The sequence below is a fragment of the Acinetobacter sp. UC24323 genome (assembly GCF_024151445.1).
Lineage (GTDB): Bacteria > Pseudomonadota > Gammaproteobacteria > Pseudomonadales > Moraxellaceae > Acinetobacter > Acinetobacter baumannii.
The window spans coordinates 58,599-81,147 of sequence record NZ_JAHIBY010000008.1; the positions used below are offsets into that span (position 1 = coordinate 58,599).

The following is a 22,549-nucleotide window of genomic DNA, read 5'->3' on the forward strand; positions in this document are numbered from 1 at the left end:
TATGGTAGATAAGCGAACAAAGCAAACACGAAAAAAACAGCAGTCTATTTCGGAAAAACCAAGTCTTGCCTTTGATATGTGGCGGTTTTATCTGCTCTGGGCGGTAGTGCTACTGTGTTTTGTGGTATTAATTGCACGTGCATTTTATGTTCAAGTCATTAATAAAGACTTTTTGCAAAATAAGGCCAATGCCAATATTTTGCGTACTGAACGTATAGAGGCTATGCGTGGAGTGATTAGTGATCGCCACGGTGTACCTTTAGCGATTAGTAGTCCAATCATGAAAATTGTGATTGATCCGCGTGATTATTTTGAGACCAAGCATTTATATGATCAAATTACGGCTGAACTAAAACAAGATCCAAACAACCGTAAATTAAAACGCCAATTGCCAGATAAAAATTTAAATCTTGATGAACTTGCCGACGTGGTGGGTGTTGATCGTGCTGATCTTAAAAAACAGATGAATGCGCGTCCGCGTTCTCGCTATCTGGTTTTGAAAAAAGAAGTACCTCCTCAGCAAGCTGACCTCATTATGAAAGGTAATTTCCAAGGGGTGTATGCAGAAAAAACTTATAAACGTTATTACCCGCAACCTCAGCCAAATGCCCAAATTATTGGTTTGACCAATAGTGAAGGTCAAGGAATCGAAGGCTTGGAAATGCAGTTGAATAAGCAACTGTCAGGTGTAGACGGTGAGCAAAAAATTATTCGCGATAAGCGTGGTAACCGTTTAAAAGTTTCTGAGGTAATTCGTGAGGGTGAACCTGGTGAAAATATCACTTTAAGTATCGACTCACGTTTGCAATACATTATGTACCGTGAATTAACGGCTGCAGGTGTGGCTAACAATGCGCGTTCAGCAACGGCGATTGCAGTTGATGTTAAAACGGGTGAAATTCTGGCAATGACCAGTTGGCCATCTTATAACCCGAATGATAAGAATGGCTTATCAAATAAAGATGCTATGCGTAACCGTGGTGCGATCGATATGTTCGAGCCAGGTTCAACCATGAAACCTTTTACTATTTCTGCAGCTTTAGAAACTGGTCAATATACGCCAAATACGATTGTAAATACCTCTCCTGGCTCAATGCGTTTAGGCTGGCATACTATTCGTGATACCCATAACTACGGGGCTTTGACCGTAAGTGGTGTCATTATTAAGTCTTCAAACGTGGGTTCTGCAAAAATTGCATTATCACTTCCGAAAGAAACCTTGCCGAGCTTCTTTAATCGTGTTGGTTTTGGTAAGCGTTCTGCAGTAAGGTTCCCTGGGGAAAGTTCAGGTCTGGTTTTACCTGTTAATAAATTAAATTCTTCTCAAATCGGGACCATGGCATATGGTTATGGCTTAAACGCGACAATCCTTCAATTGGCTCAAGGTTATGCCATGCTTGCAAATCATGGTGTCAAAATGCCATTAAGCTTGCATAAACTAGATCAGCCACCTAAAGGTGAGCAAGTTTTAAATCCGAAAATTGCCGATCAAGTTTTGTTAATGCTTGAGCAAGTGACTATGCCGGGTGGTACTGCAAAACAAGCCAATATTCCTGGTTATAGGGTAGGTGGTAAAACAGGTACTGCACATAAATTGCGTGCAGATGGTAAAGGATATTCAAATAATGAGTATCGTGCCTTATTTGCGGGTGTCGCACCAATTAGTGATCCACGTTTAGCTGTTATTGTAGTGGTGGAAAATCCACAAGGTCGTTATTACGGTGGTTTGGTTGCCGCTCCAGTTTTTGCTCGTATTATGCAAGAGTCGTTGCGCTTAATGAATGTGCCGCTTGATAAGCCACTTAATACTCCAGAAAATCCTATTCGCAGGTAAGCTATGACTGTTTCTTTTCAAGAAATTCATCCAATCGAAATTGATGCTCAATGGCCTCAACAGCCATTTCACGGCTTTAGTTTAGATAGTCGTAAAGTTGAAACGGGCCAAATTTTTATTGCTTTGACAAGTTATAGCCAGCCTGAAAAAACGCGTACATTTGCTGAAGCGGCTTTAGCAAATGGAGCGTTGGCTGTCATTAGCGAAACCGAATTAGGTGTAGCAAATGAATGGGTATGCCCTGATGTGCGTCAGCGCATGGGAGAGTGGCAAAAACGTTATTTGCAACAGGCTGATGTAGTAAAACCTTTACGGGTTATTGCTGTAACAGGCACAAATGGTAAAACAACAATTTCTCGTTTAATTGCTGAGTTAATTAGTTCACAACAGCAGCGCTGTGCAGTGATGGGGACAACAGGGAATGGTATTTTACCTAACTTAACGCCTTCTACGCATACTACCCTCGACGCTCTACAGTTACAAAATGCGCTACATGATTATGCTAAACAGGGAGCAACCTTTGCTTCTTTAGAAGCAAGTTCACATGGTCTTGAACAAGGTCGATTAAACGGTTGCGATATTGAAATTGCTGTTTATAGCAACTTAAGTCGTGACCATCTGGATTATCACGGCACTTTAGAAGCTTATGCAGAAGCGAAGGCGCGTTTATTTCAGTTTAATTCGTTAAAAGTCGCTGTTATTAATTTAGATGATGCACATGCTGACTTGATGATTAAATCCGCCCAAAATAATCCAGCACAACCTAAAATCTTAACTTACTCGCTTACTCAAAATACAGCTGATTATTACATTACCGATTTAAGCTATAGTTTGGCGGGTGCAACTTTTAATTTAGTAAGTCAGCAAGGTTCATTTGCGGTAGAAAGCCCATTATTAGGTCATTTCAATGTTGAAAATTTGATTGCCGCACTCATCGCTGCTGAGCAAGCTGGTTTCGATTTACAGGCATTGGTTAATTTTGTTCCTAAACTAATTGGTGCACCAGGCCGAATGCAAGTTATTCGTGATGATGAGCGATTATTTGTAGTGGATTATGCGCATACCCCAGATGCATTGATTCAAGTGCTTAAAACATTAAAGCGTCATGTTTCGAATCAGCTTTGGGCGGTGTTTGGATGTGGTGGTGACCGTGACCGTGGTAAGCGTCCACTCATGACTCAAGCAGCTTTGGATGGCGCAAATCCTGTTATTCTGACTTCAGATAATCCAAGAACAGAAGACCCTGAACAAATTTTTGCTGATATGAAGCAAGGAATCGATTTTTCAGGGCATCGTATGCATGAAATTCATGACCGCCGTGAAGCAATTAAATTTGTTGCAGAGCAAGCTCAAGCTGGTGACATTGTAGTGATTGCCGGCAAAGGACATGAAAATTATCAAGAAATTAATGGTGTGCGTCACTGGTTTGATGATGTGGTTGAAGTGCGTTCCGCGATTGATGCCCAACATCATACGGTAGACGCTGCTTACCCTGCACAATAGGAAAAATTATGCATACTTCAACCACCAGTACCGTGCCTTTGGAACCGTGGACAGCTCAACAATTACAACAGGCAACACAGGGTTACTGGCATAAAGACCAGATCCCTCAAACTGAAATTAAACGTATTTTGACTGACTCGCGTCATGCAGAAAGTGGGGATGCCTTTTTAGCACTAAAAGGAGAACGTTTCGACGCGCATAATTTTGTCGCGCAAGTGGTTGCAAATGGTTGCCAAGTCGCTATTGTCGAGCGGCCTATAGATGCAGAAATTGCTCAGCTTGTAGTTGCCGATACTCGTTTGGCTTTGGGGCAGCTTGGTGCGTATCGTCGTGAACAAAATGCTCAATTGAAAGTAATTGCTTTAACGGGTAGTAGTGGTAAAACAACCACCAAAGAAATGCTAGGAAGTATTTTGTCTCGTTTAGCACCTACATTGATTACCCGAGGCAATTTAAATAATGACCTTGGTGTGCCGATGATGTTGCTTGAGCTTCGAAAGGAGCATCAGTATGCGGTGATGGAACTTGGTGCAAATCATCAAGGTGAAATTGATTACACATCAAAACTTGTTCAACCGCATGTTGCTGGCATTTTAAATATTGGAACTGCTCATTTGGGTGAGTTCGGCGGGCGTGATGGCATTTGCCGCGCTAAATCAGAAATCTATCGTCATATTTTACCTCAGGGCATTGCTATTGTTCCGCAACAAGATGACTTTACTGCTGAGATTCGTGAAGCAGCCAAAAGCCATCAAATCATGAGCTTTGGTGCTGGTGGTGATGTCTTTGCTACAGAGATTGAATTGTTGCCACAATCTGCCAATTTCCAGTTACATACGCCTCAAGGTTCAAGTTTTGTAAGACTGCCGTTTGCGGGTGAGCACAATGTGCAAAACGCAACTGCAGCAGTAGCATTTGCTTTGGCGTTAGGTGTTAGCTTGGAAGATATCGTAAAAGGTCTAGAGCAAGCACAAGGTGCAAAAGGTCGTTTGAATTTTATTCAAAAAGCGCCTCATTTATTTATTGATGATACTTATAACGCCAATCCAACATCTATGCGTGCTGCGGCACAAGTATTACTTCAGCAAAATGGCATTAAAGTCATGGTGATGGGTGATATTGGGGAGTTAGGTGATAGCAGTTGGCAAGAACATCACGATTTAGGTCGCGATCTTGCTGAGCTTCCTTTAGACCATATTATTGCAGTTGGGCAGTTTGCCTCAGCAGCTCTCGAAGGCGCAGGTCTTCATTCTACTAAATTGAAAGCATTTCAGACTCAAGCTGAGGCGCTTCCATTTTTAATCAATCTAATCCAAACACATCAACCCCAGTCCATGAGTTTCCTGTTTAAAGGTTCTCGCTTTACTCATATGGAAACGTTGATGGCTGATTTGATGGAGAAACTTTAAATGCTGTTATGGTTGTTTGAACAACTTGCGGGCTATCACAGTTCGTTTCAGGTTGTTCGTTATTTAACATTACGTTCTTTACTCAGTGTATTAACGTCACTGACCATTGGTTTGGTTCTCGGACCAATCATGATTCGTAAATTACAAGCGTTAAAATACGGTCAGGCAGTAAGTTCGTTTGCTCCTGAAAATCATGCTAAGAAAATGGGTACACCGACCATGGGTGGGATTTTAATTCTGCTCTCAATTGGTATTAGTACTTTATTGTGGGCTGATTTATCTAACCCTTATGTTTGGATTGTACTTGGTGTAATGGTTGTGTTCGGTGCGGTTGGCTGGGCAGATGACTGGATTAAAATTCGCTATAAAGATAATGCAGGTCTACCTGCCCGTAAGAAGTTTTTCTGGACTTCTGTCGCATCGCTGGGTGCTGGTATTGCGTTATATTTAATTGCTACCCAACAATCTAATGCAGAATACACAGCAAATATGCTGGATTTATTGATTCCTTTCTTTAAGAATCTTTCAATTCCGCTTTCTATTGTTCCTTTAGGTTTAGCATTTATTGTATTTACCTATTTAGTAATTAATGGTGCCTCTAATGCGGTTAACCTAACTGATGGTCTAGATGGTTTAGCCATTATGCCAGTAGTTATGGTAGCGACGGGCTTAGGCGTATTTGCTTATTTATCTGGTGATATTCGTTTTGCCAACTATTTGCATATTCCTTATGTGAAATATACCTCTGAACTTGTGGTGATCTGTTCTGCCATGATTGGTGCGGGTTTGGCATTTCTTTGGTATAACGCACATCCGGCGCAAGTTTTTATGGGTGATGTGGGCGCTTTAGCTCTAGGCGCAATGCTTGGAACCATTGCCGTTATGGTTCGCCAAGAAATCGTATTTGCAATTATGGGCGGTGTTTTCGTTATGGAAGCGGTATCGGTATTCCTGCAAATCGGCTCATTACGAATGCGGAATAAGCGCGTATTCTTGATGGCACCTTTGCACCATCACTATGAAAAACAAGGCTGGAAAGAAACCCAAGTAGTCATCCGTTTCTGGATTATTACGATTATGCTGGTTGTTTTAGGCCTAATGACCTTAAAATTGCGCTAGAACTTATTTTGGTGTCAATATAAAGCCAGTTTCTACTGGCTTTTTTTATTGGAGAGGTAAATGACAAAAGTTGCTGGTCTAGACCAATTATCTGTAATTAATCAAAAAGTAGTTGGAGAGGGCGAAGTCTTACCTCAAGTTGTGCTTAAAGATGGAAGTCAGGTGCAAACAGGAACTGTCGCGACGATGCTGCATAATATTGAACTCTATAATGCGGGGCAAAGAGGGCAAATTGAAGAAGAGTTGAAGATCGCAATTCCAACTTTAATTAAAGTGGGCTTATTTGATTTGTTTGAAGTAGAGGAATGGATTAAGGGAACAAATGCAGGCCGTACATTTGTTGGAATGCACGCTAAGGCTTATTTACAACAAAAAGAACAAGAGAATAATTAAACGTGACTACGCAAAATTTAATGTGCCCTGTGTGTCGTCAACGACTTGAGCTGGTAAGCAAAACATGGCGGTGTGAACAGGGCCATAGCTATGACATTGCAAAGCAAGGTTATGTGAACTTACATGTTGTACAGCACAAACATAGTAAAAATCCGGGAGATACTCCTGAGTCTGTAGATGCGCGCCGTGCTTTCTTACAAGGTGGCTATTATCAACCTTTACAGCAAGCAGTAGTTCATTTGCTGAAAGATCTTAAAGCTAAAATGGTACTTGATATTGGCTGTGGTGAGGGCTATTACACCAGTGCAATGCAACAGGTCGTTGAACAGTGTATAGGTGTAGATATTGCAAAAAATGCAGTACAACGCGCAGCAAAGTTAAATGACAAAGTGACATGGGTGGTTGGTACAGGAGCAACTTTACCTGTCATCGATCAAAGCATGGATGTGTGTACGAGTCTTTTTAGCCCGATTCCCCAAACGGAAATTCTGCGTGTTTTAAAAGATGATGGTTATTTAATTGTTGTGACTCCGGCAACCGATCATTTGTATGCGATGCGTGAGGCGTTGTTTGAACAGGTTAATCCTCACACACCACAGAAATTTGTTGAACAACTACAAGATTTATTTGAGTTGAAAGAACAACAAGTTATTGATGCTCCTTTAGTACTTGACCAGCAAGCTTTAAAAAATCTTATTGCTATGACTCCCTATGCTTATAAGGCATCTCCAGAACGTCGTATACAATTAGAACAGAAAGCACACTTACAAGTGACCGCATCTTTTCAAATTTATCTTTTTCAAAAGCGTAATAAAAAAGCCATCTAACGATGGCTTTTTTATTTTTACTCAATTTGATTAATCAAGTTTTCTAATTCATCTTTTTCACGCTTCGGCGCTGCCCCTTGCGAAGGTTTCATTGTTGGAGGGGTTGTCTTGGAAGGAATCACAATTTCCTCACCAGGTAAGTCATCGAAGTCATTATTGGTGGTTTTAGGTTGTGGTGGTGCAGGACGATAGAGTGGACGTGCTAATGGAGGGGCAGCACGATATGTTTTCTTATCGCCTACTTCAGTTGTGACTTCTTGCTTATCGCGAGAAATAGGTGCCTGAGCATCTTTTTCTAAACGAACCCAAGCAGCTGGTGTACCTTGCAATGCTTGACCCATAAAGTTAATCCAGATCGGTAATGCAGCAATACCACCATACTCACGGCGACCAAGTGTAGTCGGCTGGTCAAAACCAACCCATGTTACAGTTACTAACTTGCCATTAAAACCTGCAAACCATGCATCTTTTGCATCGTTAGTCGTACCTGTTTTACCTCCTAAATCACTACGGCCAATTTTAAGTGCAGCACGACCTGTACCATGCTCAATTACGTCACGTAAGATATTTGCCATGTCATAAGCAGAGCTTGATTTTAAAATGCGCTGAGCTTGACGATATTGACTGTTATTTTTGTCCGTCTGTTTAAGATTAAGTTGTTTGGTTGTCTTTTCTTTCTGCTCTAGCTCTTTATTTGTGACTTCAACAACTTGATCGTCTGGAGTAGTTACCTGTGCATCGTCAGTTGTCTCAGGAGCATTAATACATGGAATACATGCATATTCTGGCTTGGCTTCGTAAATGACTTTACCGTATGCATCTTCAATACGCTGAATAAAATGCGGTTGAACACGGTAACCACCGTTTGCGAATGTTGCATAACCAGTTGCCATTTGAATTGGTAATACTTGAGGCGTACCTAAAGCAATGGTGTAGTTACGTGGAATTTGATCCTCTTGTAAACCAAAATCCATGAATAATTGGCGAGTACGTTCAATTCCTACAGTTTGTAAGAGTCTTACTGAAACCGTATTACGAGACAAATACAAAGCACGGCGTAACGGGATCATGCCTAGGTAGCGACCATCAGAGTTCTTCGGTGTCCACTTGCCAATCGTAATAGGGCTATCATTCACCATACTATAAGGTGTCATGCCACGTTCTAATGCTAAAGCATAGAGGAATGGTTTGATGGTAGAACCTGGCTGACGCCAGCCTTGTAAAGCACGGTTAAATTTTGATTGATAGAAATTATAACCACCTACAATTGCTTCAATTGAGCCATCGTTTGGGTTAATTGCAATGAGCTGACCTTGAACTTTTGGTACTTGAACTAGTGACCACGCAGTTTTAGCTTCATTTGGGCGTAAACGAACAATATCTTTAACTTTAACAATTTGAGATGCACGAGAAGGCGCTGCACCTACGCTATTTGCATTGCGATAGGGACGGGCCCATGACATGCCGGACCATTGCACGGTTACTGTTGAGCCATCTTGCATTAATGCTTCAAAAGAGCTGCTATTTACCTTGGTGACTTGCGCTGGATAAGTGTTGGCATATGCTCTAAATTCGCTTAATGGCTTATCATGTGCTTCTGCACCACGCCAGCCATGACGACGGTCATAAGCTTCAAGACCGTCCTGCACAGCTTTTTCCGCAATCGCTTGGCGTTTCGCATTAATTGTTGTGTAGACTTTATAACCAGAATCAATTGCTTGTTCACCAAAATGTTTTACAAGCTCTGAGCGGACCATTTCACCTGCGTAAGGGTGAATATTATTTAGGTCACGGTTGGGCATATTCAAATTGATTGGCTCTGCAACGGCCTTTTGATATTCCGTTTGAGAGATATAACCAAGTTGAAGCATTCGGCCTAAAATCCAGTTGCGACGTTCAAGTGCACGCTCAGGGTTAACAACTGGATTATATTTAGATGGTGCTTTAGGCAAGCCGGCAATCATGGCCATTTGGGCAATGCTGAGCTCATTAATGCTTTTATTGTAGTAAATCTTTGCTGCCGCTGCGATACCGTAAGCATTTTTACCTAAGAAAATCTTATTTACATAGAGGCTTAAGATGTCTTCTTTGGATAAGTTTTGCTCAATTTTTCGAGCCAAAAAGATTTCTGTTAGTTTGCGTTTTAATGTTCTTTCTGGACTTAAATAATAGTTCTTTGCGACCTGCATCGTGATGGTTGAGCCACCAGTTTGTACATCAGAACCCGTAACACTTTCACTCAAAGCACGGCCTAAACCTTTAAAACTAATGCCGCTATGTTCAAAGAAAGAAGAATCTTCTGCTGCTAGGAATGCATGAATAAAATTAGGAGGAATTTGTTTGTATTCAACCGGAATAGAAAGTTTACCACCGTATTCAGCAATGAGTTGATTGTCGGCTGTATAGACTTGCAATGGTTTTAAAAGCGGTGCTTTTTTTAGTGAACTCATTTCCGGAAGCGTTGGGGCAATATAGAGATACATGCCATAGAATCCCATCGGAAGTGAGACTAAGATAATAATAATGATCAAAAAAATTGGACGTACGAAGCCCAAACTGGATAGCTTTTTCATGATAAGTAAGCTTTAATAAGATCGAATACAAACTAATTGTGGTCAGTATAGCCTTTAGACATGCGGATTGTTAGATGAGATATTGTATCCGTGTAAAAATAAAGACCGAGATTATTGGTTTGTAATTTTTTTTTGGGGATAAAAAAATAATAGGACAATAGTGTGCTCAGGTTATATCGTAAACCTAATAAGGGGTTAATGGGTGTCGATATTAGTTCGACTTCTGTTAAGTTGTTAGAGCTCTCTGTCAAGAACGGTAAATATTGGGTAGAAAGCTATGCTTTGATGCCTTTACCCGAAAACAGTGTAGTTGAAAAAAATATCTTAAATCCAGAAGCAGTTGCAGAGGCTTTGGAACGGGCGATGAATTTAGCAAATCCCCAAACCACTCATGCTGCAATTGCTGTTCCGACATCGACGGTTATTCATAAAACTATCGAAATGGATGCAGATATGAGCGATGACGAACGCGAAGTTCAGATTCGTGTAGATGCGGAGCAGTATATACCGTTCCCTTTAGATGAGGTGAGCCTTGATTTTGAGGTTTTGCCGGATCGTCTTGCGAATCCAAATCGTGTAAATGTGCTCTTGGTTGCCACAAGAACAGAAAACGTTGAAACACGCGTTGAAGTGCTTGAATTGGCAGATTTAAATCCTAAATTGGCTGATGTCGAAAGTTACGCGGTTGAGCGCGCTTTTAGCGTGTTTGCTGATAGCTTACCGATGGGTGCAAATACCATAGGGATTTTAGATATCGGTCATACCATGACGACATTATCTGTCATGCAAAATGGCAAGATTATTTATACACGAGAGCAGGTTTTCGGCGGAAAACAACTTACGCTTGAAATTCAAAGTCGTTATGGTTTGTCTTTAGAAGAAGCAAGCCGAGCAAAAAAAGATCGCTCTTTACCAGATGATTATGAAATTGAAGTGCTAGACCCATTTCTAGATGCGGTAGTTCAGCAGGCGGCCCGTTCACTACAATTTTTCTTTTCTTCATCCCAATTTAACGAAATAGACCATATTTTGCTCGCTGGTGGAAATGCGAATATTCCAGGCCTTGCTAAGCTTTTGCAGCAAAAATTGGGCTACCGTGTCACGATTGCCAACCCGTTTTTACAAATGGGCTTTTCTCCTCAAGTCGATGTTCAAAAAATTGAAAATGATGCTTCATCTTTAATGGTGGCATGTGGCTTGGCTTTAAGGAGTTTTGATTAATGGCAACAATTAATTTACTGCCTTGGCGCGAAGAGCTGAGGGAGCAACGAAAAAAACAATTCATAACGTTATGTTTTGGGGTGGTTGTTTTGGGGATTACAACCGTATTTGGGGGATGGTTTTATTTTGACCATAAATTAGATGATCAAGAGCAAGCGAATCAGCTCATTATGAGCACAAATCAGAACCTTGATCAGCAATTAAAAACATTAAACGGCTTACAGGAACAGCGTGATGCCATTATTGAACGCATGAAGTTGATCCAAGGTTTGCAGAGTCAACGTCCAGTAGTGGTAAGACTTGTTGATGAGTTAGTTCGAGTCACACCACCAGCTATGTATTTAACGAAATTTAGCCGAACCGGAGATAAGTTTACGATTGAAGGTAAAGCTGAGAGTCCAAATACAGTAGCCGAACTACTCCGTAATCTTGAAGCATCTCCTTGGTATCGTAATGCTTTTATGAACTCTTTCTTGGCTAATGAAGAGAAAAAAGATAAGGCTGCAAGTTCTCTTCTTCCTAGGGTGGAAGACCACTATGGTAGTTTTGTTGTGACTGTCGATTTGGGGGAAATGGGCGTGGCCACAACGGATGATTCTGCTAAGCCATCTACAGGTGAAAGTGTGGGGGCTGCTAAATGAGTCAAGACGAACTTCAAGAATTGTCATTAGAACAATTATCTGCAAAGAAAAAGAAATTTAATCTCGATAAATTCCTTCAGCAATTTAATACGCTGGATATGAACAACTACGGTAGTTGGCCAATATCTGTAAAAATTACGTGTTGGATTTTTATTTTCTTTGCTGTGTTAGCTTTGGGGTATTTCATTGTTATTCAACCGAAATTACAAGCTATTGATAATGCTCAAGCTCAGGAAAGCAATTTATTAAACGAATTTCGTGAAAAAGACTCGAAATTACGTAACCTGCAACAGTATCAGGTACAGCTTCAAGAAATGCAGGCAAATTTCAACCAGCAACTAGAGCAGTTACCAAAAGAAACTGAGATTCCGAGTTTAGTTGAAGATATCAACTTAACAGGAGTGAACTCTGGATTGAAATTTAAAAATATTCGCTTGGAAGATGAAGTAAAGCAGGAAATTTTTATTGAGCAACCAATTGCCATAGAAGCGACCGGGGACTATCACGCATTTGGAGCTTTTGTAAGTAGTATCGCTGCTTTGCCTCGTATTGTAACCATGCACGATTTTACTGTTGACGTATCGCCAGCTAAAGATAACAAGTCTGATATTCCTGTGCTGAACTATTCCATTAAAGCAAAAACATACCGATACGTAGGGGCAACAGATACATCGGAGCAAACAGGCAAAGCTCCAGCAGCATCTGCTTCAACGAACACTACTGTTCAGCCGAAATAGGAGAGTTATGATGAAAATTAAGCAAATTACTCTTTATGTTTTGGCGTGTGCTGTGCTTGTCGGTTGTGATTCAAGAATTGATGCAGTAAATCAGGAAATGGCCAATATTCGTAATCAGCCGCCACTCCCTATTGAACCAGCACCGATTTTTACTCCTGTACCGCAATTTAATTACGCTGCTCATCAATTAAAAAGCCCATTTATGCCAAGTTCTCTAGCTGCCGAGCTCAAGATTATGGCGGGGAAACGGGTTTATCCGAATTTCTCACGTGCGCCGCAACCACTCGAAAGTTATGCTCTTGAAGCTTTAAATATGAAAGGGAGCATGCGAAATAATCGAGGGCAGATATTGGCCTTGATCCAGACACCGGATCAGCAGATTGAACGGGTACAAGTGGGTAACTATATGGGTATGAATCAGGGCCGTATTACCCATATTAGTCCAACCCAGATTGATCTGGTTGAAATCGTACCTGATGGTCGAGAAGGCTATGTCGAAAGACCAAGAACCTTGGTCTTGATTGGGCCTGCACCCTAAAATTTAGGGAATAACAACGAAAAAATATTTTTAAAGATTATTTAATTGGGGATGGTCAGACAATGAATCACGTATTCCGTCAGTTTTCTATGGGGGCTGTAGCTATTGCGATTATGCAGGCTGCATCTGCACAGGTCAGCATGACCAACATTGTACCAATGCAAATTGCAGGTCAGGGCACAGAAATTAGAGTCATGTTTAATGGCTTGCCACCACAACCACAAGCTTACCAACTTGAAAATCCTTCACGTTTAATCCTTGATTTTGATAAGGCACAGCAAGGTTTAAAACAGTCTAAAATTAGTGTTGCAACTAATGAGGCAAGTTCTGTAGATGTTACTTCAGATGACCAGCGCTCACGTTTAACTGTAAACCTAAAAGATGCTGGAGCATTTACAACACGAGTCGAAGGCAATACTTTTATTTTAAAAATTAATTCTGCTCAAACAAGTAATAAGCCGCTACCTGTGGTCTCAGCACAACCACAGGGAGTTTCAAATATTGGCTTTCAGCGTGGTAGTCAGGGAGAAGGCCTGGTTGTTGTAGATCTTTTAGGAAATAATACGCCTGTAGATGTTCAGCAGCAGGGTAGTAAAGTCGTTATAAGAACAATAGGTACAAAAATCCCGACACATTTAGCACGTCGCTTAAATGTAAATGATTTTGCAACCCCCGTTTCAAGTATCGATGCTTATAATGATAAAGGGGTTGGTGTAATAACTATCCAGTCCTCTGGTAGCTATGAATATATGGCCTATCAGGCGGAGAATAAGCTCACGATCAGTTTGAAACGTCCCCAAGATAAAAATGTTACCTCTTTATATAAAACGCCAAATTATTCAGGAAATAAACTTTCATTAGACTTCCAAGATATTGAAGTACGCCGTGTGTTGCAATTACTTGCTGATTTTACAGGCATCAATATGGTAGCTGCCGATAGTGTACAAGGTAATATCACACTACGTTTAAAAGATGTACCTTGGGATCAGGCTCTTGATATTATTTTAAAAACTAAAAATCTTGATAAACGCCGTAATGGCAATGTGATTTGGATTGCTCCAGTTGCAGAATTGATTAAAGCGGAAGAAGAAGAAGCGAAAGCTGTTGCACAAAGTGTCAAACTTGCACCCTTACAGACTGAGTATATTCAACTGAAGTATGCTAAAGCTGGCGATATTATGGGTCTCATTACACAAGGCTCAAATAATAGTAATGGCTTACAACATACTTCTGGTGGAGGGACCTCAACTTCAACCAATTTAAATACTGGAGTTGATAGTCTAGGCAATAATGTGGGTAGTTTGCTTAGCCCGCGTGGCACTATTACTCAAGATGACCGAACTAATACTCTTATTATTAACGATACTGCTCAGTCAATTGATCAAATTCGTAAAATGATTGACTTGCTTGATGTGCAAGTTAAACAGGTTATGGTTGAAGCACGTATTGTGAGAGCCTCTACGTCATTTACCAAAGAACTTGGTGTGAAGTGGGGCATTCTGTCGCAAGGTATTACCAATAACAACAATTTGCTGGTTGGCGGTAGTGAAACAACTTTATGGAATTTACGCGAACCTAAAAAAGATGAAACTACAGGTGGGTATAAATATACGATTGAGCGCCCAGATAACTTAAACGTGGATTTAGGGGTTTCTAATCCTGCAGGAAGTATTGCTTTTGGCTTGATTAGTATGTCTGACTTTATGTTAGATCTTGAATTGTCTGCTTTACAAGCGGATGGTTATGGTGAGGTTATTTCTACCCCTAAAGTCATGACTGCCGATAAACAAACAGCAAAAGTTGCAACTGGTCAACAAGTTCCATATCAATCTACAACTAACTCTGCAGCAGGTTCAACTGCTACAACATCTTTTAAAGATGCTTTGCTGAGTTTAAATGTGACACCAAGTATTACACCTGATGGTAAGATTCAAATGAAGTTGGATATTTCTAAGGATTCTGTAGCGGGTGCGGCTCCAAATGGAGAGTTGATTTTAAATAAAAATAATATCAACACCAATGTATTGGTAGATAATGGCGAAACTGTCATTTTGGGTGGTGTTTTTGAGCAAACGACTATGAATTCACAAACCAAAGTTCCTTTCTTTGGTGATATTCCTGTCGTTGGGCGTTTATTTAGAAAAGATGTAAAGTCTGATGATAAACAAGAGTTGCTGATTTTCGTTACACCACGAATTGTTAATGACACTTTAGCGAGAAATCATTAATATATTTTTTAATGAAAGCAATTGAAATAGGTGGCGCCTTGCCAAGCAAAGCGTTTGAAACCCTACCAAATATTTATTTGGTAGGGCCCATGGGGGCAGGAAAAACAACCGTTGGACGTCATTTAGCAGAACTATTAGGGCGTGAATTTTTAGATAGTGATCATGAAATTGAGCGCAAGACAGGGGCCACTATTCCCTGGATTTTTGAAAAAGAAGGAGAAGTCGGCTTTCGTACGCGTGAAACTGTCGTTTTAAATGAGCTTACTTCACGTAAGGCATTAGTGCTTGCCACAGGTGGCGGTGCTATTACTCAGGCGCCTAATCGGGAGTTTTTAAAGCAACGTGGAATCGTTGTTTATCTATATACTCCTGTCGAATTACAACTACAAAGAACCTATCGCGATAAAAATAGACCTTTATTACAAGTTGAAAATCCTGAACAAAAATTGCGGGATTTATTAAAGATCAGAGATCCTCTGTATCGTGAAGTTGCACACTATACGATTGAAACGAATCAAGGCGCTGCACGTGATCTTGCCCAAAAGATTTTGCAACTTATTCTATCGAACAAGTTAAAATAGACGAACTGACTAGTGGTTTTATAAATTCATGCAAACTTTACATGTTGAATTAGGCGAACGCCGTTATCCTATTTTCATTGGTAGCCAACTTGACCCGAAACAATTACTAGAGCCTTATATTCATGGTCAACAGGTCATGATTGTGAGTAATGTTACGGTTGCGCCTTTATATTTAAGCCACTATCAGGAAGCTTTGGAAAGTCTAGGTAAAACGGTTGCGACCTGTATTTTACCTGATGGCGAAAAGTATAAAGATATTCAGCATTTAAACTTAATTTTTGATGCATTGCTTGAAGCTGGTTTTAACCGCGATTGTACGGTTTTAGCTTTAGGTGGTGGCGTCATTGGTGATATGGCTGGTTTTGCTTCTGCTTGTTTCCAACGTGGCGTTTACTTTGTACAGGTTCCTACGACCTTACTTTCACAAGTAGACTCAAGTGTTGGTGGAAAAACAGGAATTAATCATCCGCTTGGCAAGAATATGTTAGGCGCTTTTCAGCAACCACAAGTCGTTTTAGCTGACATGGCACAATTGAATACGCTGCCAGAACGTGAGCTTTCGGCCGGTTTAGCCGAAGTAATTAAATATGCACTTTTAGGTGATGAAGATTTCCTGGTTTGGCTTGAAGAAAATATGGATGGCCTGGTTGCAAGAGATGCTGACCTTTTAGCAGAGGCTGTTTATCGTTCATGTGCTCACAAAGCCCGCATTGTTGCCAATGATGAGAAAGAGCAAGGTGAACGTGCTTTACTTAACTTAGGTCATACTTTTGGTCATGCGATTGAGTCGTATCTAGGTTATGGAACTTGGTTGCATGGTGAAGCTGTAGCAACTGGAATGGCTATGGCGGCAGATTTATCACAACGTTTGGGTTGGATCTCAAATGAAGATGTGGCACGTACAAAAAAAATCATTCAACGTGCAAATTTGCCGATATCATGTCCACAAATTCCATTGGATGATTTCCTTGGATATATGGCTCATGACAAAAAAGTTCTTAATGGGCAATTACGTTTGGTGTTGTTAAAACAACTCGGACAAGCTGTAATTACTAAGGACTTTGATGTTGAACTTATGAAACAAGCTATTTTGGCGAATCAACACGGATAACAAATAAGGTAAAGCATGACTGTATCACGTACACTTTGGCAGAATGTTCAACAATATATCTGGTTGGTTGGTGGTATTGTCTGCTTATTCCTTGCTTTTATTTTTTGGGTCATAACTGATAATAAAAAACTGGTTGAGGTTGAAAAGTCAGCTGATTCCGATGCTCCCGTACAAATTCAGCCAGAGAAAGTTGCAACCACTCCTAACTTAGGTGCTTTAGCTGACGAGGTTCGTCCACTGGATTTAACAACACGAACTGTGGCGTCAGGTGAACATGAGCCTGAGTTTCGTGGTACAAAATTTATTAATGAAAATAAAAAACAATGGACGCTTGAGTTATTCAGAGCTTCTGATGAAGACATCATTAAAAACTTTTTAAAAAGTCGTACTGATCGTAATAAGTTTATTTATTTCCGCTTAAGCGGAGAACAACAAGCAGAACAGTATGTGTTGGCTTACGGAACATTCAAACGTTCAGAAGATGCGGTTCAGCAATTAACACAGATTAATTTGCAGTTACCTGATTCGGTTAAACCTCAGCCACAGCAGTTCTCAAGTTATGCTCCACTGGTAAATGATTTGGGGGCAGATGAGATGAAAGGTGGCAATAATCAGTTATATGAAGTTAGATTGCGTCCAGCGGCTTTGCCTAGAATTGATGAATCTTTATTAATGTCAGCTCCAGCGAGTAGTACCCTAAACACTCAGCCAAAACCTACTAGTACTAACTCGGCTACAAAAACTACTATTGTGCGTCGTGATGCGGCAGGAAATGTGGTTGATGTACAACAATCTAATTCTAATATTGATCAGCCAAATAAACCTGCACAGACACGGATTAATGAGAATCAACCAAAAAATGCTACAAATGAGGGCACAAGAGGGAACTAAATCACCTTAAGTTGTGCTCTAAAATAGTGCAAATGTAAGGCGTATTAATATTTTTTGACCAGATGTGGTGCATATTTAGTCATTTTTTTACATGATAACGTGAATAAAATAATTATATTTATAATAAATATAAAGATTTAGGTCTATTTTTCTATTTTGGCACACTTTTTGCTTTATTGTTGTGCTTATTAATGTGCTGCAAACTATTTTAGCCTCTAAGAAGTGAATTCTATGCAGAGTCGTGGGGTCGAACTGCTTTAAAAGAGTGCGAAATAAGTCAAAACATTTTTCTAGCAAAAACCAGTGTACGTAAAAATGGAACAGCGTATATTGGCTTATCCGCCCAAAATTTTTTTTTGCGAAACATTGAGCTAACTATCGTCCATAGGCACTATCGCAAAAAGAAGTTGTTTGTTTGACGCTCGAAAGAGCCTTATTGAAAGAAGGGTACGCTATGCACATGCCATCGCCTAATACTGTAGCTCCCGCTCAAGGTTTATATCAGCCTGATGAGTTTAAGGATAACTGTGGTTTTGGACTGATTGCCCATATGAAGGGTGAATCAAGTCATCATCTAGTAGAAACCGCGATTCACAGTTTAAGTTGCATGACGCACCGTGGTGGTATTGCCGCAGATGGCAAGACGGGAGATGGTTGCGGCTTATTATTGGCGATGCCAAAGCAATTTTTCCGTGATGAAGCAAAAAAACTGAGTGATATTACACTGAGTGAAATTTTTGCAGTGGGTACGGTATTTTTAAATATTGATCCAGCATTAGCACAGCATTCTAAAAATATTTTAACGAAAGAAATTGAGTCGGAAGGTTTACGTGTACTTGCTTGGCGTATCGTTCCAACAAACAACGATGCATTGGGTGAAATCGCGCTTCAATCTTTACCTGCTTTTGAGCAAGTCATCGTCAACTGCCCAATGGGCGTAACTGAGGTTGAATTTAACCGTAAGTTATTCTTGGCGCGTCGCCGTGCGGAACAACAACTCCAAAATGATCCGTTATTTTACGTGACTACGCTTTGCTCGACAGTTATTAGCTATAAAGGCTTAATGATGCCTGCGGCGATTGCCGAGTTTTATACAGACTTGGCAGATGAGCGTTTAAAATCACATATCGTGGTATTCCACCAACGTTTCTCTACAAATACATTACCTCGTTGGCCATTAGCTCAGCCATTCCGTTATCTTGCGCATAATGGTGAAATCAACACAATTACAGCAAACCGTAACTGGGCATTAGCGCGTACTCCTAAATTTGAAAACCCATTATTGCCAGGTTTGACCGAGCTTAACCCGATTGTAAACCGTACAGGTTCGGACTCTTCAAGTTTAGATAATATGCTTGAGATTCTGGTGGGCGGCGGTATGGATTTATTCCGTGCTTTACGTATGCTCGTGCCACCAGCTTGGCAGAACGTTGAAACTTTAGATGCAGACTTGCGTGCATTCTATGAGTTCAACTCAAAACATATGGAAGCTTGGGATGGTCCGGCAGGCCTCGTTATTCAAGATGGTCGTCATGCGATTTGTATGCTTGACCGTAATGGTTTACGTCCAGCGCGTTGGGTTATTACCAAAAATGATTACATTACCTTGGCATCTGAAATTGGTGTTTGGGGCTATGAGCCAGAAGATGTGGTATCAAAAGGTCGTGTAGGTCCTGGTCAAATCTTGGTTGTAGACACCCTTACAGGTAAAGTGCTTGATACTAAAGATGTTAGCAATCATTTGAAAAACATGCGTCCGTACCGTGAGTGGTTACGTGACCATGCAATTCGCTTAAATGCAAACCCGGAACTTGAAGAACAACTTGTTGATAAAGGTTTAACTGGCGATGCATTAAAAGCGGCTCAAAAAATGTTTATGGTGACATTTGAAGAGCGCGATCAGTTGTTACGTCCAATCGCTGAGAGCGGCCAGGAAGCTGTTGGTTCTATGGGTGACGATACACCAATGGCTGTATTGTCTCGTCAAGTACGTCATGTGACCGATTACTTCCGTCAACAGTTTGCACAGGTGACAAACCCGCCAATCGACCCATTACGTGAGTCAATTGTTATGTCACTTGAAACCTGTTTGGGCCGTGAGCAGAACGTATTCGAACAAGGTCCTGAGCATGCTGATCGTATCATCATCTCTAGCCCGGTTTTATCAAATTCAAAAATGCAGCAAATTCGTAGCATTGAACGTGCAGGTTATGAGGCGGTTGATATTGATCTGAACTATGCTGAAACCGAAGGTTTACAAGCTGCGATTACTCGTATTTGTGAAGAATCTGCACAAGCTGTTCGTGATGGTAAGACCTTAATTGTTTTAACTGATAAAAACATTCGTCAAGGTTATTTACCTGCAAATGCTGCGCTTGCAACAGGTGCGGTACACCATCACCTCATAAAAACTGGTTTGCGTACTGATGCAAACATTATGGTTGAAACCGGTTTTGCACGTGATCCACATCAATTTGCGGTGTTACTCGGTTTTGGTGCTACTGCCATTTATCCATACCTTGCATATGATGTAATCAATGATTTGATTGCTAAAGGTGAGCTTTTAGGTGATCCAATCCATGCACAGGCAAACTTCCGTAAAGGTATCGAGAAAGGCTTATTAAAAGTTCTTTCAAAGATGGGTATCTCGACAGTAGCTTCTTACCGTGGTGGTCAGTTATTTGAAGCAGTTGGTTTATCTTCTGAAGTTGTAGATCAATGTTTCTTAGGTGTTCCTAGTCGTATCCAAGGTGCAACATTTGTTGATCTTGAAAATGACCAGAAAAAGTTAGCGGCTACAGCTTGGTCTAACCGTAAACCAATTGATCAAGGTGGTTTGCTGAAATTCGTATTTGGTAAAGAATATCATGCGTTTAACCCAGACGTGATTAACTCGCTACATAAGGCAGTTCGTTCTGGCAAATACGAAGACTTTAAAGAATATGCCGAGTTAGTGAATAACCGTCCGATCGCGACTATTCGTGACTTGTTTAAGTTAAAAACAACCAATCCAATTCCGGTTGAGCAAGTTGAATCGGTTGAAGCTATCTTGCCTCGTTTCGACTCGGCAGGGATGTCTTTAGGTGCACTTTCTCCAGAAGCCCATGAAGCAATTGCAATTGCCATGAATACCATTGGTGGTCGTTCAAACTCTGGTGAGGGTGGTGAAGATCCTGCGCGTTACGGCACAATTCGTAACTCGAAAATCAAGCAAATTGCATCTGGTCGTTTTGGTGTAACACCTGCTTACTTAACTTCTGCTGAAGTCTTGCAAATTAAAGTTGCTCAAGGTGCAAAACCGGGTGAAGGTGGTCAGTTGCCAGGTGGTAAAGTGAATGGCTTGATTGCACGTTTACGTTACTCTGTTCCGGGTGTGACACTTATTTCACCTCCACCGCATCATGACATTTACTCAATTGAAGATTTGTCGCAACTGATTTTTGACTTGAAACAAGTTAACCCGAAAGCCATGGTATCTGTGAAGTTAGTATCTGAGCCGGGTGTAGGTACGATTGCTGCAGGTGTTGCTAAAGCATATGCAGACTTTATTACCATTTCAGGTTATGACGGTGGTACTGCTGCGTCTCCGCTTTCATCAATTCACCATGCAGGTTCGCCATGGGAGCTTGGCTTGAGTGAAGCGCATCAGGCACTTCGTGTAAATGACTTGCGTGGCAAAGTACGTGTACAAACTGACGGTGGTTTAAAGACTGGTCTTGATGTTATTAAGGCGGCTATTTTAGGTGCTGAAAGTTTCGGTTTTGGTTCTACACCAATGATCGCATTAGGTTGTAAATACCTACGTATTTGCCACTTAAACAACTGTGCGACCGGTGTTGCGACTCAACAAGATCATTTACGTCAAGAGCACTATATTGGCGAACCACAAATGCTCATTAATTTCTTCCACTTTATTGCAGAAGAAACGCGTGAATGGTTGGCAGCTCTTGGTGTAGCTTCACTTAAAGACTTGATTGGCCGTGTAGATTTACTTGAAGTCTTACCGGGTGAAACAGAGAAACATGCTCATCTTGATTTAAGTGCATTATTAACTTCTCATCCTGCTGCTGAAGGTAAAGCACAGTATTGTGAAGTAGAAGGTAATGCACCGTTTGACAAGGGCGTATTGGCTGAAAGAATGGTCGAAGAAATGCTTCCTGCAATCGAGTCAAGCGCTGGTGGTCAATTCAATTTTAATGTCGTGAACTGTGACCGTTCAATTGGTGCACGTGTATCGGGTGAGATTGCTCGTCGCTATGGCAACTTGGGTATGGAAGCACATCCGGTTGTAATGAACCTAACAGGTACTGCTGGTCAGTCACTTGGTGTTTGGAATGCTGGTGGTTTGCACATCCGTCTTGAAGGTGATGCAAATGACTATGTAGGTAAAGGTATGGCTGGTGGTCGTATTTCGATCTTCCCACCAAAAGGTTCACCTTTCCAGACACAAAATACAGCAATTATTGGTAATACTTGTTTGTATGGTGCAACTGGCGGTAAGTTATTTGCTGCAGGTACAGCAGGTGAGCGTTTCGCGGTTCGTAACTCTGGTGCGTTTGCTGTTATTGAAGGTGCAGGTGACCACTGCTGTGAATATATGACTGGTGGTGTTGTGACTGTGCTTGGAAAAGTGGGTCATAACTTCGGTGCAGGTATGACAGGCGGTTTTGCTTACGTGCTTGACCTCGATAATGACTTTGTAGATTACTACAACCACGAGTTAATTGACTTAACCCGTATTTCAACAGAATCTATGGAAGATCATAAAGAATTCTTATTGCGTATTATTGACGAGCACATCAAGGAAACAGGTAGTGCTTGGGCTTACAAAATCCGCAATGAGTTTGACTTCTACAGCCGTAAATTCTGGCTTGTAAAACCAAAAGCTGCTAACTTGCAATCGCTTTTGAAAACTACACAAGCTGACCCACAATAATTCCACG

General features: G+C 40.9%; 16 protein-coding genes. 15 read left to right on the plus strand and 1 reads right to left on the minus strand.

Annotation, left to right across the window (positions count from 1 at the left end; genetic code table 11):
- Position 1 precedes the first annotated feature (1 nt).
- The 6 genes from ftsI to KNQ97_RS12115 are packed head-to-tail and all read left to right on the plus strand — an operon-like array spanning position 2 to position 7,085.
- Positions 2-1,834, plus strand: a complete 1,833-nt coding sequence (gene ftsI, locus KNQ97_RS12090) for a penicillin-binding protein PBP3 (protein ID WP_000227936.1) — start codon at positions 2-4, stop codon at positions 1,832-1,834.
- A 3-nt stretch (positions 1,835-1,837) separates the two neighbouring features.
- Complete coding sequence (locus tag KNQ97_RS12095; RefSeq protein WP_065717725.1) at positions 1,838-3,337, plus strand: UDP-N-acetylmuramoyl-L-alanyl-D-glutamate--2,6-diaminopimelate ligase; 1,500 nt, start codon at positions 1,838-1,840, stop codon at positions 3,335-3,337.
- Positions 3,338-3,345: 8 nt separating this feature from the next.
- Positions 3,346-4,746 (plus strand): UDP-N-acetylmuramoyl-tripeptide--D-alanyl-D-alanine ligase, encoded by a 1,401-nt coding sequence (gene murF / locus KNQ97_RS12100; RefSeq protein WP_253612289.1) that lies wholly within the window; start codon positions 3,346-3,348, stop codon positions 4,744-4,746.
- Entirely contained in the window at positions 4,747-5,865 is a 1,119-nt protein-coding gene (gene mraY / locus KNQ97_RS12105) for a phospho-N-acetylmuramoyl-pentapeptide-transferase (RefSeq protein WP_000928089.1), read from the plus strand. It abuts the gene before it with no gap.
- A gap of 60 nt (positions 5,866-5,925) precedes the next feature.
- The gene (locus KNQ97_RS12110; protein ID WP_000169599.1) at positions 5,926-6,258 is read left to right on the plus strand and encodes a hypothetical protein; all 333 of its coding nucleotides are present in this window, start codon (positions 5,926-5,928) and stop codon (positions 6,256-6,258) included.
- Positions 6,259-6,260: 2 nt separating this feature from the next.
- A complete protein-coding gene (locus KNQ97_RS12115; RefSeq protein WP_253612290.1) occupies positions 6,261-7,085 on the plus strand; it encodes a putative RNA methyltransferase in 825 nt (274 codons plus the stop codon).
- Positions 7,086-7,102: 17 nt separating this feature from the next.
- Here the strand turns inward: KNQ97_RS12115 and ponA are convergent, their stop codons facing one another.
- The gene (ponA, locus tag KNQ97_RS12120) at positions 7,103-9,658 is read right to left on the minus strand and encodes a penicillin-binding protein PBP1a (protein WP_253612291.1); all 2,556 of its coding nucleotides are present in this window, start codon (positions 9,656-9,658) and stop codon (positions 7,103-7,105) included.
- Between the two features lie 162 nt (positions 9,659-9,820).
- Between ponA and KNQ97_RS12125 the strand changes: the two genes are divergently transcribed.
- From KNQ97_RS12125 to gltB, 9 genes are all read left to right on the plus strand, one after another.
- Entirely contained in the window at positions 9,821-10,879 is a 1,059-nt protein-coding gene (locus KNQ97_RS12125; protein ID WP_002014066.1) for a pilus assembly protein PilM, read from the plus strand.
- Positions 10,879-11,520: a PilN domain-containing protein gene (locus KNQ97_RS12130; RefSeq protein ID WP_000201223.1), complete on the plus strand. Its 642-nt coding sequence runs from the start codon at positions 10,879-10,881 to the stop codon at positions 11,518-11,520. The genes KNQ97_RS12125 and KNQ97_RS12130 overlap by 1 nt, the downstream gene beginning before the upstream one ends.
- On the plus strand, positions 11,517-12,257 hold the full coding sequence (locus KNQ97_RS12135) for a type 4a pilus biogenesis protein PilO (RefSeq protein WP_000076101.1): 741 nt from the start codon (positions 11,517-11,519) through the stop codon (positions 12,255-12,257). Before KNQ97_RS12130 ends, KNQ97_RS12135 begins: the two co-directional genes overlap by 4 nt.
- A gap of 10 nt (positions 12,258-12,267) precedes the next feature.
- Positions 12,268-12,795, plus strand: a complete 528-nt coding sequence (locus tag KNQ97_RS12140) for a pilus assembly protein PilP (RefSeq protein ID WP_000695065.1) — start codon at positions 12,268-12,270, stop codon at positions 12,793-12,795.
- A gap of 62 nt (positions 12,796-12,857) precedes the next feature.
- Positions 12,858-15,023 carry a type IV pilus secretin PilQ family protein gene (gene pilQ, locus KNQ97_RS12145; protein WP_004742153.1) on the plus strand — a complete coding sequence of 722 codons (2,166 nt, stop codon included), beginning with the start codon at positions 12,858-12,860 and terminating at the stop codon, positions 15,021-15,023.
- Between the two features lie 11 nt (positions 15,024-15,034).
- Positions 15,035-15,604 carry a shikimate kinase AroK gene (gene aroK / locus KNQ97_RS12150; RefSeq protein ID WP_000643712.1) on the plus strand — a complete coding sequence of 190 codons (570 nt, stop codon included), beginning with the start codon at positions 15,035-15,037 and terminating at the stop codon, positions 15,602-15,604.
- 28 nt (positions 15,605-15,632) lie between these two features.
- The gene (aroB, locus tag KNQ97_RS12155) at positions 15,633-16,715 is read left to right on the plus strand and encodes a 3-dehydroquinate synthase (RefSeq protein WP_253612292.1); all 1,083 of its coding nucleotides are present in this window, start codon (positions 15,633-15,635) and stop codon (positions 16,713-16,715) included.
- Between the two features lie 15 nt (positions 16,716-16,730).
- Positions 16,731-17,606 (plus strand): hypothetical protein, encoded by an 876-nt coding sequence (locus KNQ97_RS12160; RefSeq protein WP_000218807.1) that lies wholly within the window; start codon positions 16,731-16,733, stop codon positions 17,604-17,606.
- A 460-nt stretch (positions 17,607-18,066) separates the two neighbouring features.
- The gene (gene gltB / locus KNQ97_RS12165) at positions 18,067-22,542 is read left to right on the plus strand and encodes a glutamate synthase large subunit (RefSeq protein ID WP_001139944.1); all 4,476 of its coding nucleotides are present in this window, start codon (positions 18,067-18,069) and stop codon (positions 22,540-22,542) included.
- Positions 22,543-22,549: the final 7 nt, after the last annotated feature.

What these genes read in the sequence shown, in the direction of transcription:
- ftsI (WP_000227936.1), top strand. Translation starts at nt 2, where the DNA reads ATGGTAGATAAGCGAACAAAGCAAACACGAAAAAAACAGCAGTCTATT.
- KNQ97_RS12095 (WP_065717725.1), top strand. Translation starts at nt 1,838, where the DNA reads ATGACTGTTTCTTTTCAAGAAATTCATCCAATCGAAATTGATGCTCAA.
- murF (WP_253612289.1), top strand. Translation starts at nt 3,346, where the DNA reads ATGCATACTTCAACCACCAGTACCGTGCCTTTGGAACCGTGGACAGCT.
- mraY (WP_000928089.1), top strand. Translation starts at nt 4,747, where the DNA reads ATGCTGTTATGGTTGTTTGAACAACTTGCGGGCTATCACAGTTCGTTT.
- KNQ97_RS12110 (WP_000169599.1), top strand. Translation starts at nt 5,926, where the DNA reads ATGACAAAAGTTGCTGGTCTAGACCAATTATCTGTAATTAATCAAAAA.
- ponA (WP_253612291.1), bottom strand. Translation starts at nt 9,658, where the DNA reads ATGAAAAAGCTATCCAGTTTGGGCTTCGTACGTCCAATTTTTTTGATC.
- KNQ97_RS12130 (WP_000201223.1), top strand. Translation starts at nt 10,879, where the DNA reads ATGGCAACAATTAATTTACTGCCTTGGCGCGAAGAGCTGAGGGAGCAA.
- KNQ97_RS12135 (WP_000076101.1), top strand. Translation starts at nt 11,517, where the DNA reads ATGAGTCAAGACGAACTTCAAGAATTGTCATTAGAACAATTATCTGCA.
- KNQ97_RS12140 (WP_000695065.1), top strand. Translation starts at nt 12,268, where the DNA reads ATGAAAATTAAGCAAATTACTCTTTATGTTTTGGCGTGTGCTGTGCTT.
- pilQ (WP_004742153.1), top strand. Translation starts at nt 12,858, where the DNA reads ATGAATCACGTATTCCGTCAGTTTTCTATGGGGGCTGTAGCTATTGCG.
- aroK (WP_000643712.1), top strand. Translation starts at nt 15,035, where the DNA reads ATGAAAGCAATTGAAATAGGTGGCGCCTTGCCAAGCAAAGCGTTTGAA.
- aroB (WP_253612292.1), top strand. Translation starts at nt 15,633, where the DNA reads ATGCAAACTTTACATGTTGAATTAGGCGAACGCCGTTATCCTATTTTC.
- KNQ97_RS12160 (WP_000218807.1), top strand. Translation starts at nt 16,731, where the DNA reads ATGACTGTATCACGTACACTTTGGCAGAATGTTCAACAATATATCTGG.
- gltB (WP_001139944.1), top strand. Translation starts at nt 18,067, where the DNA reads ATGCCATCGCCTAATACTGTAGCTCCCGCTCAAGGTTTATATCAGCCT.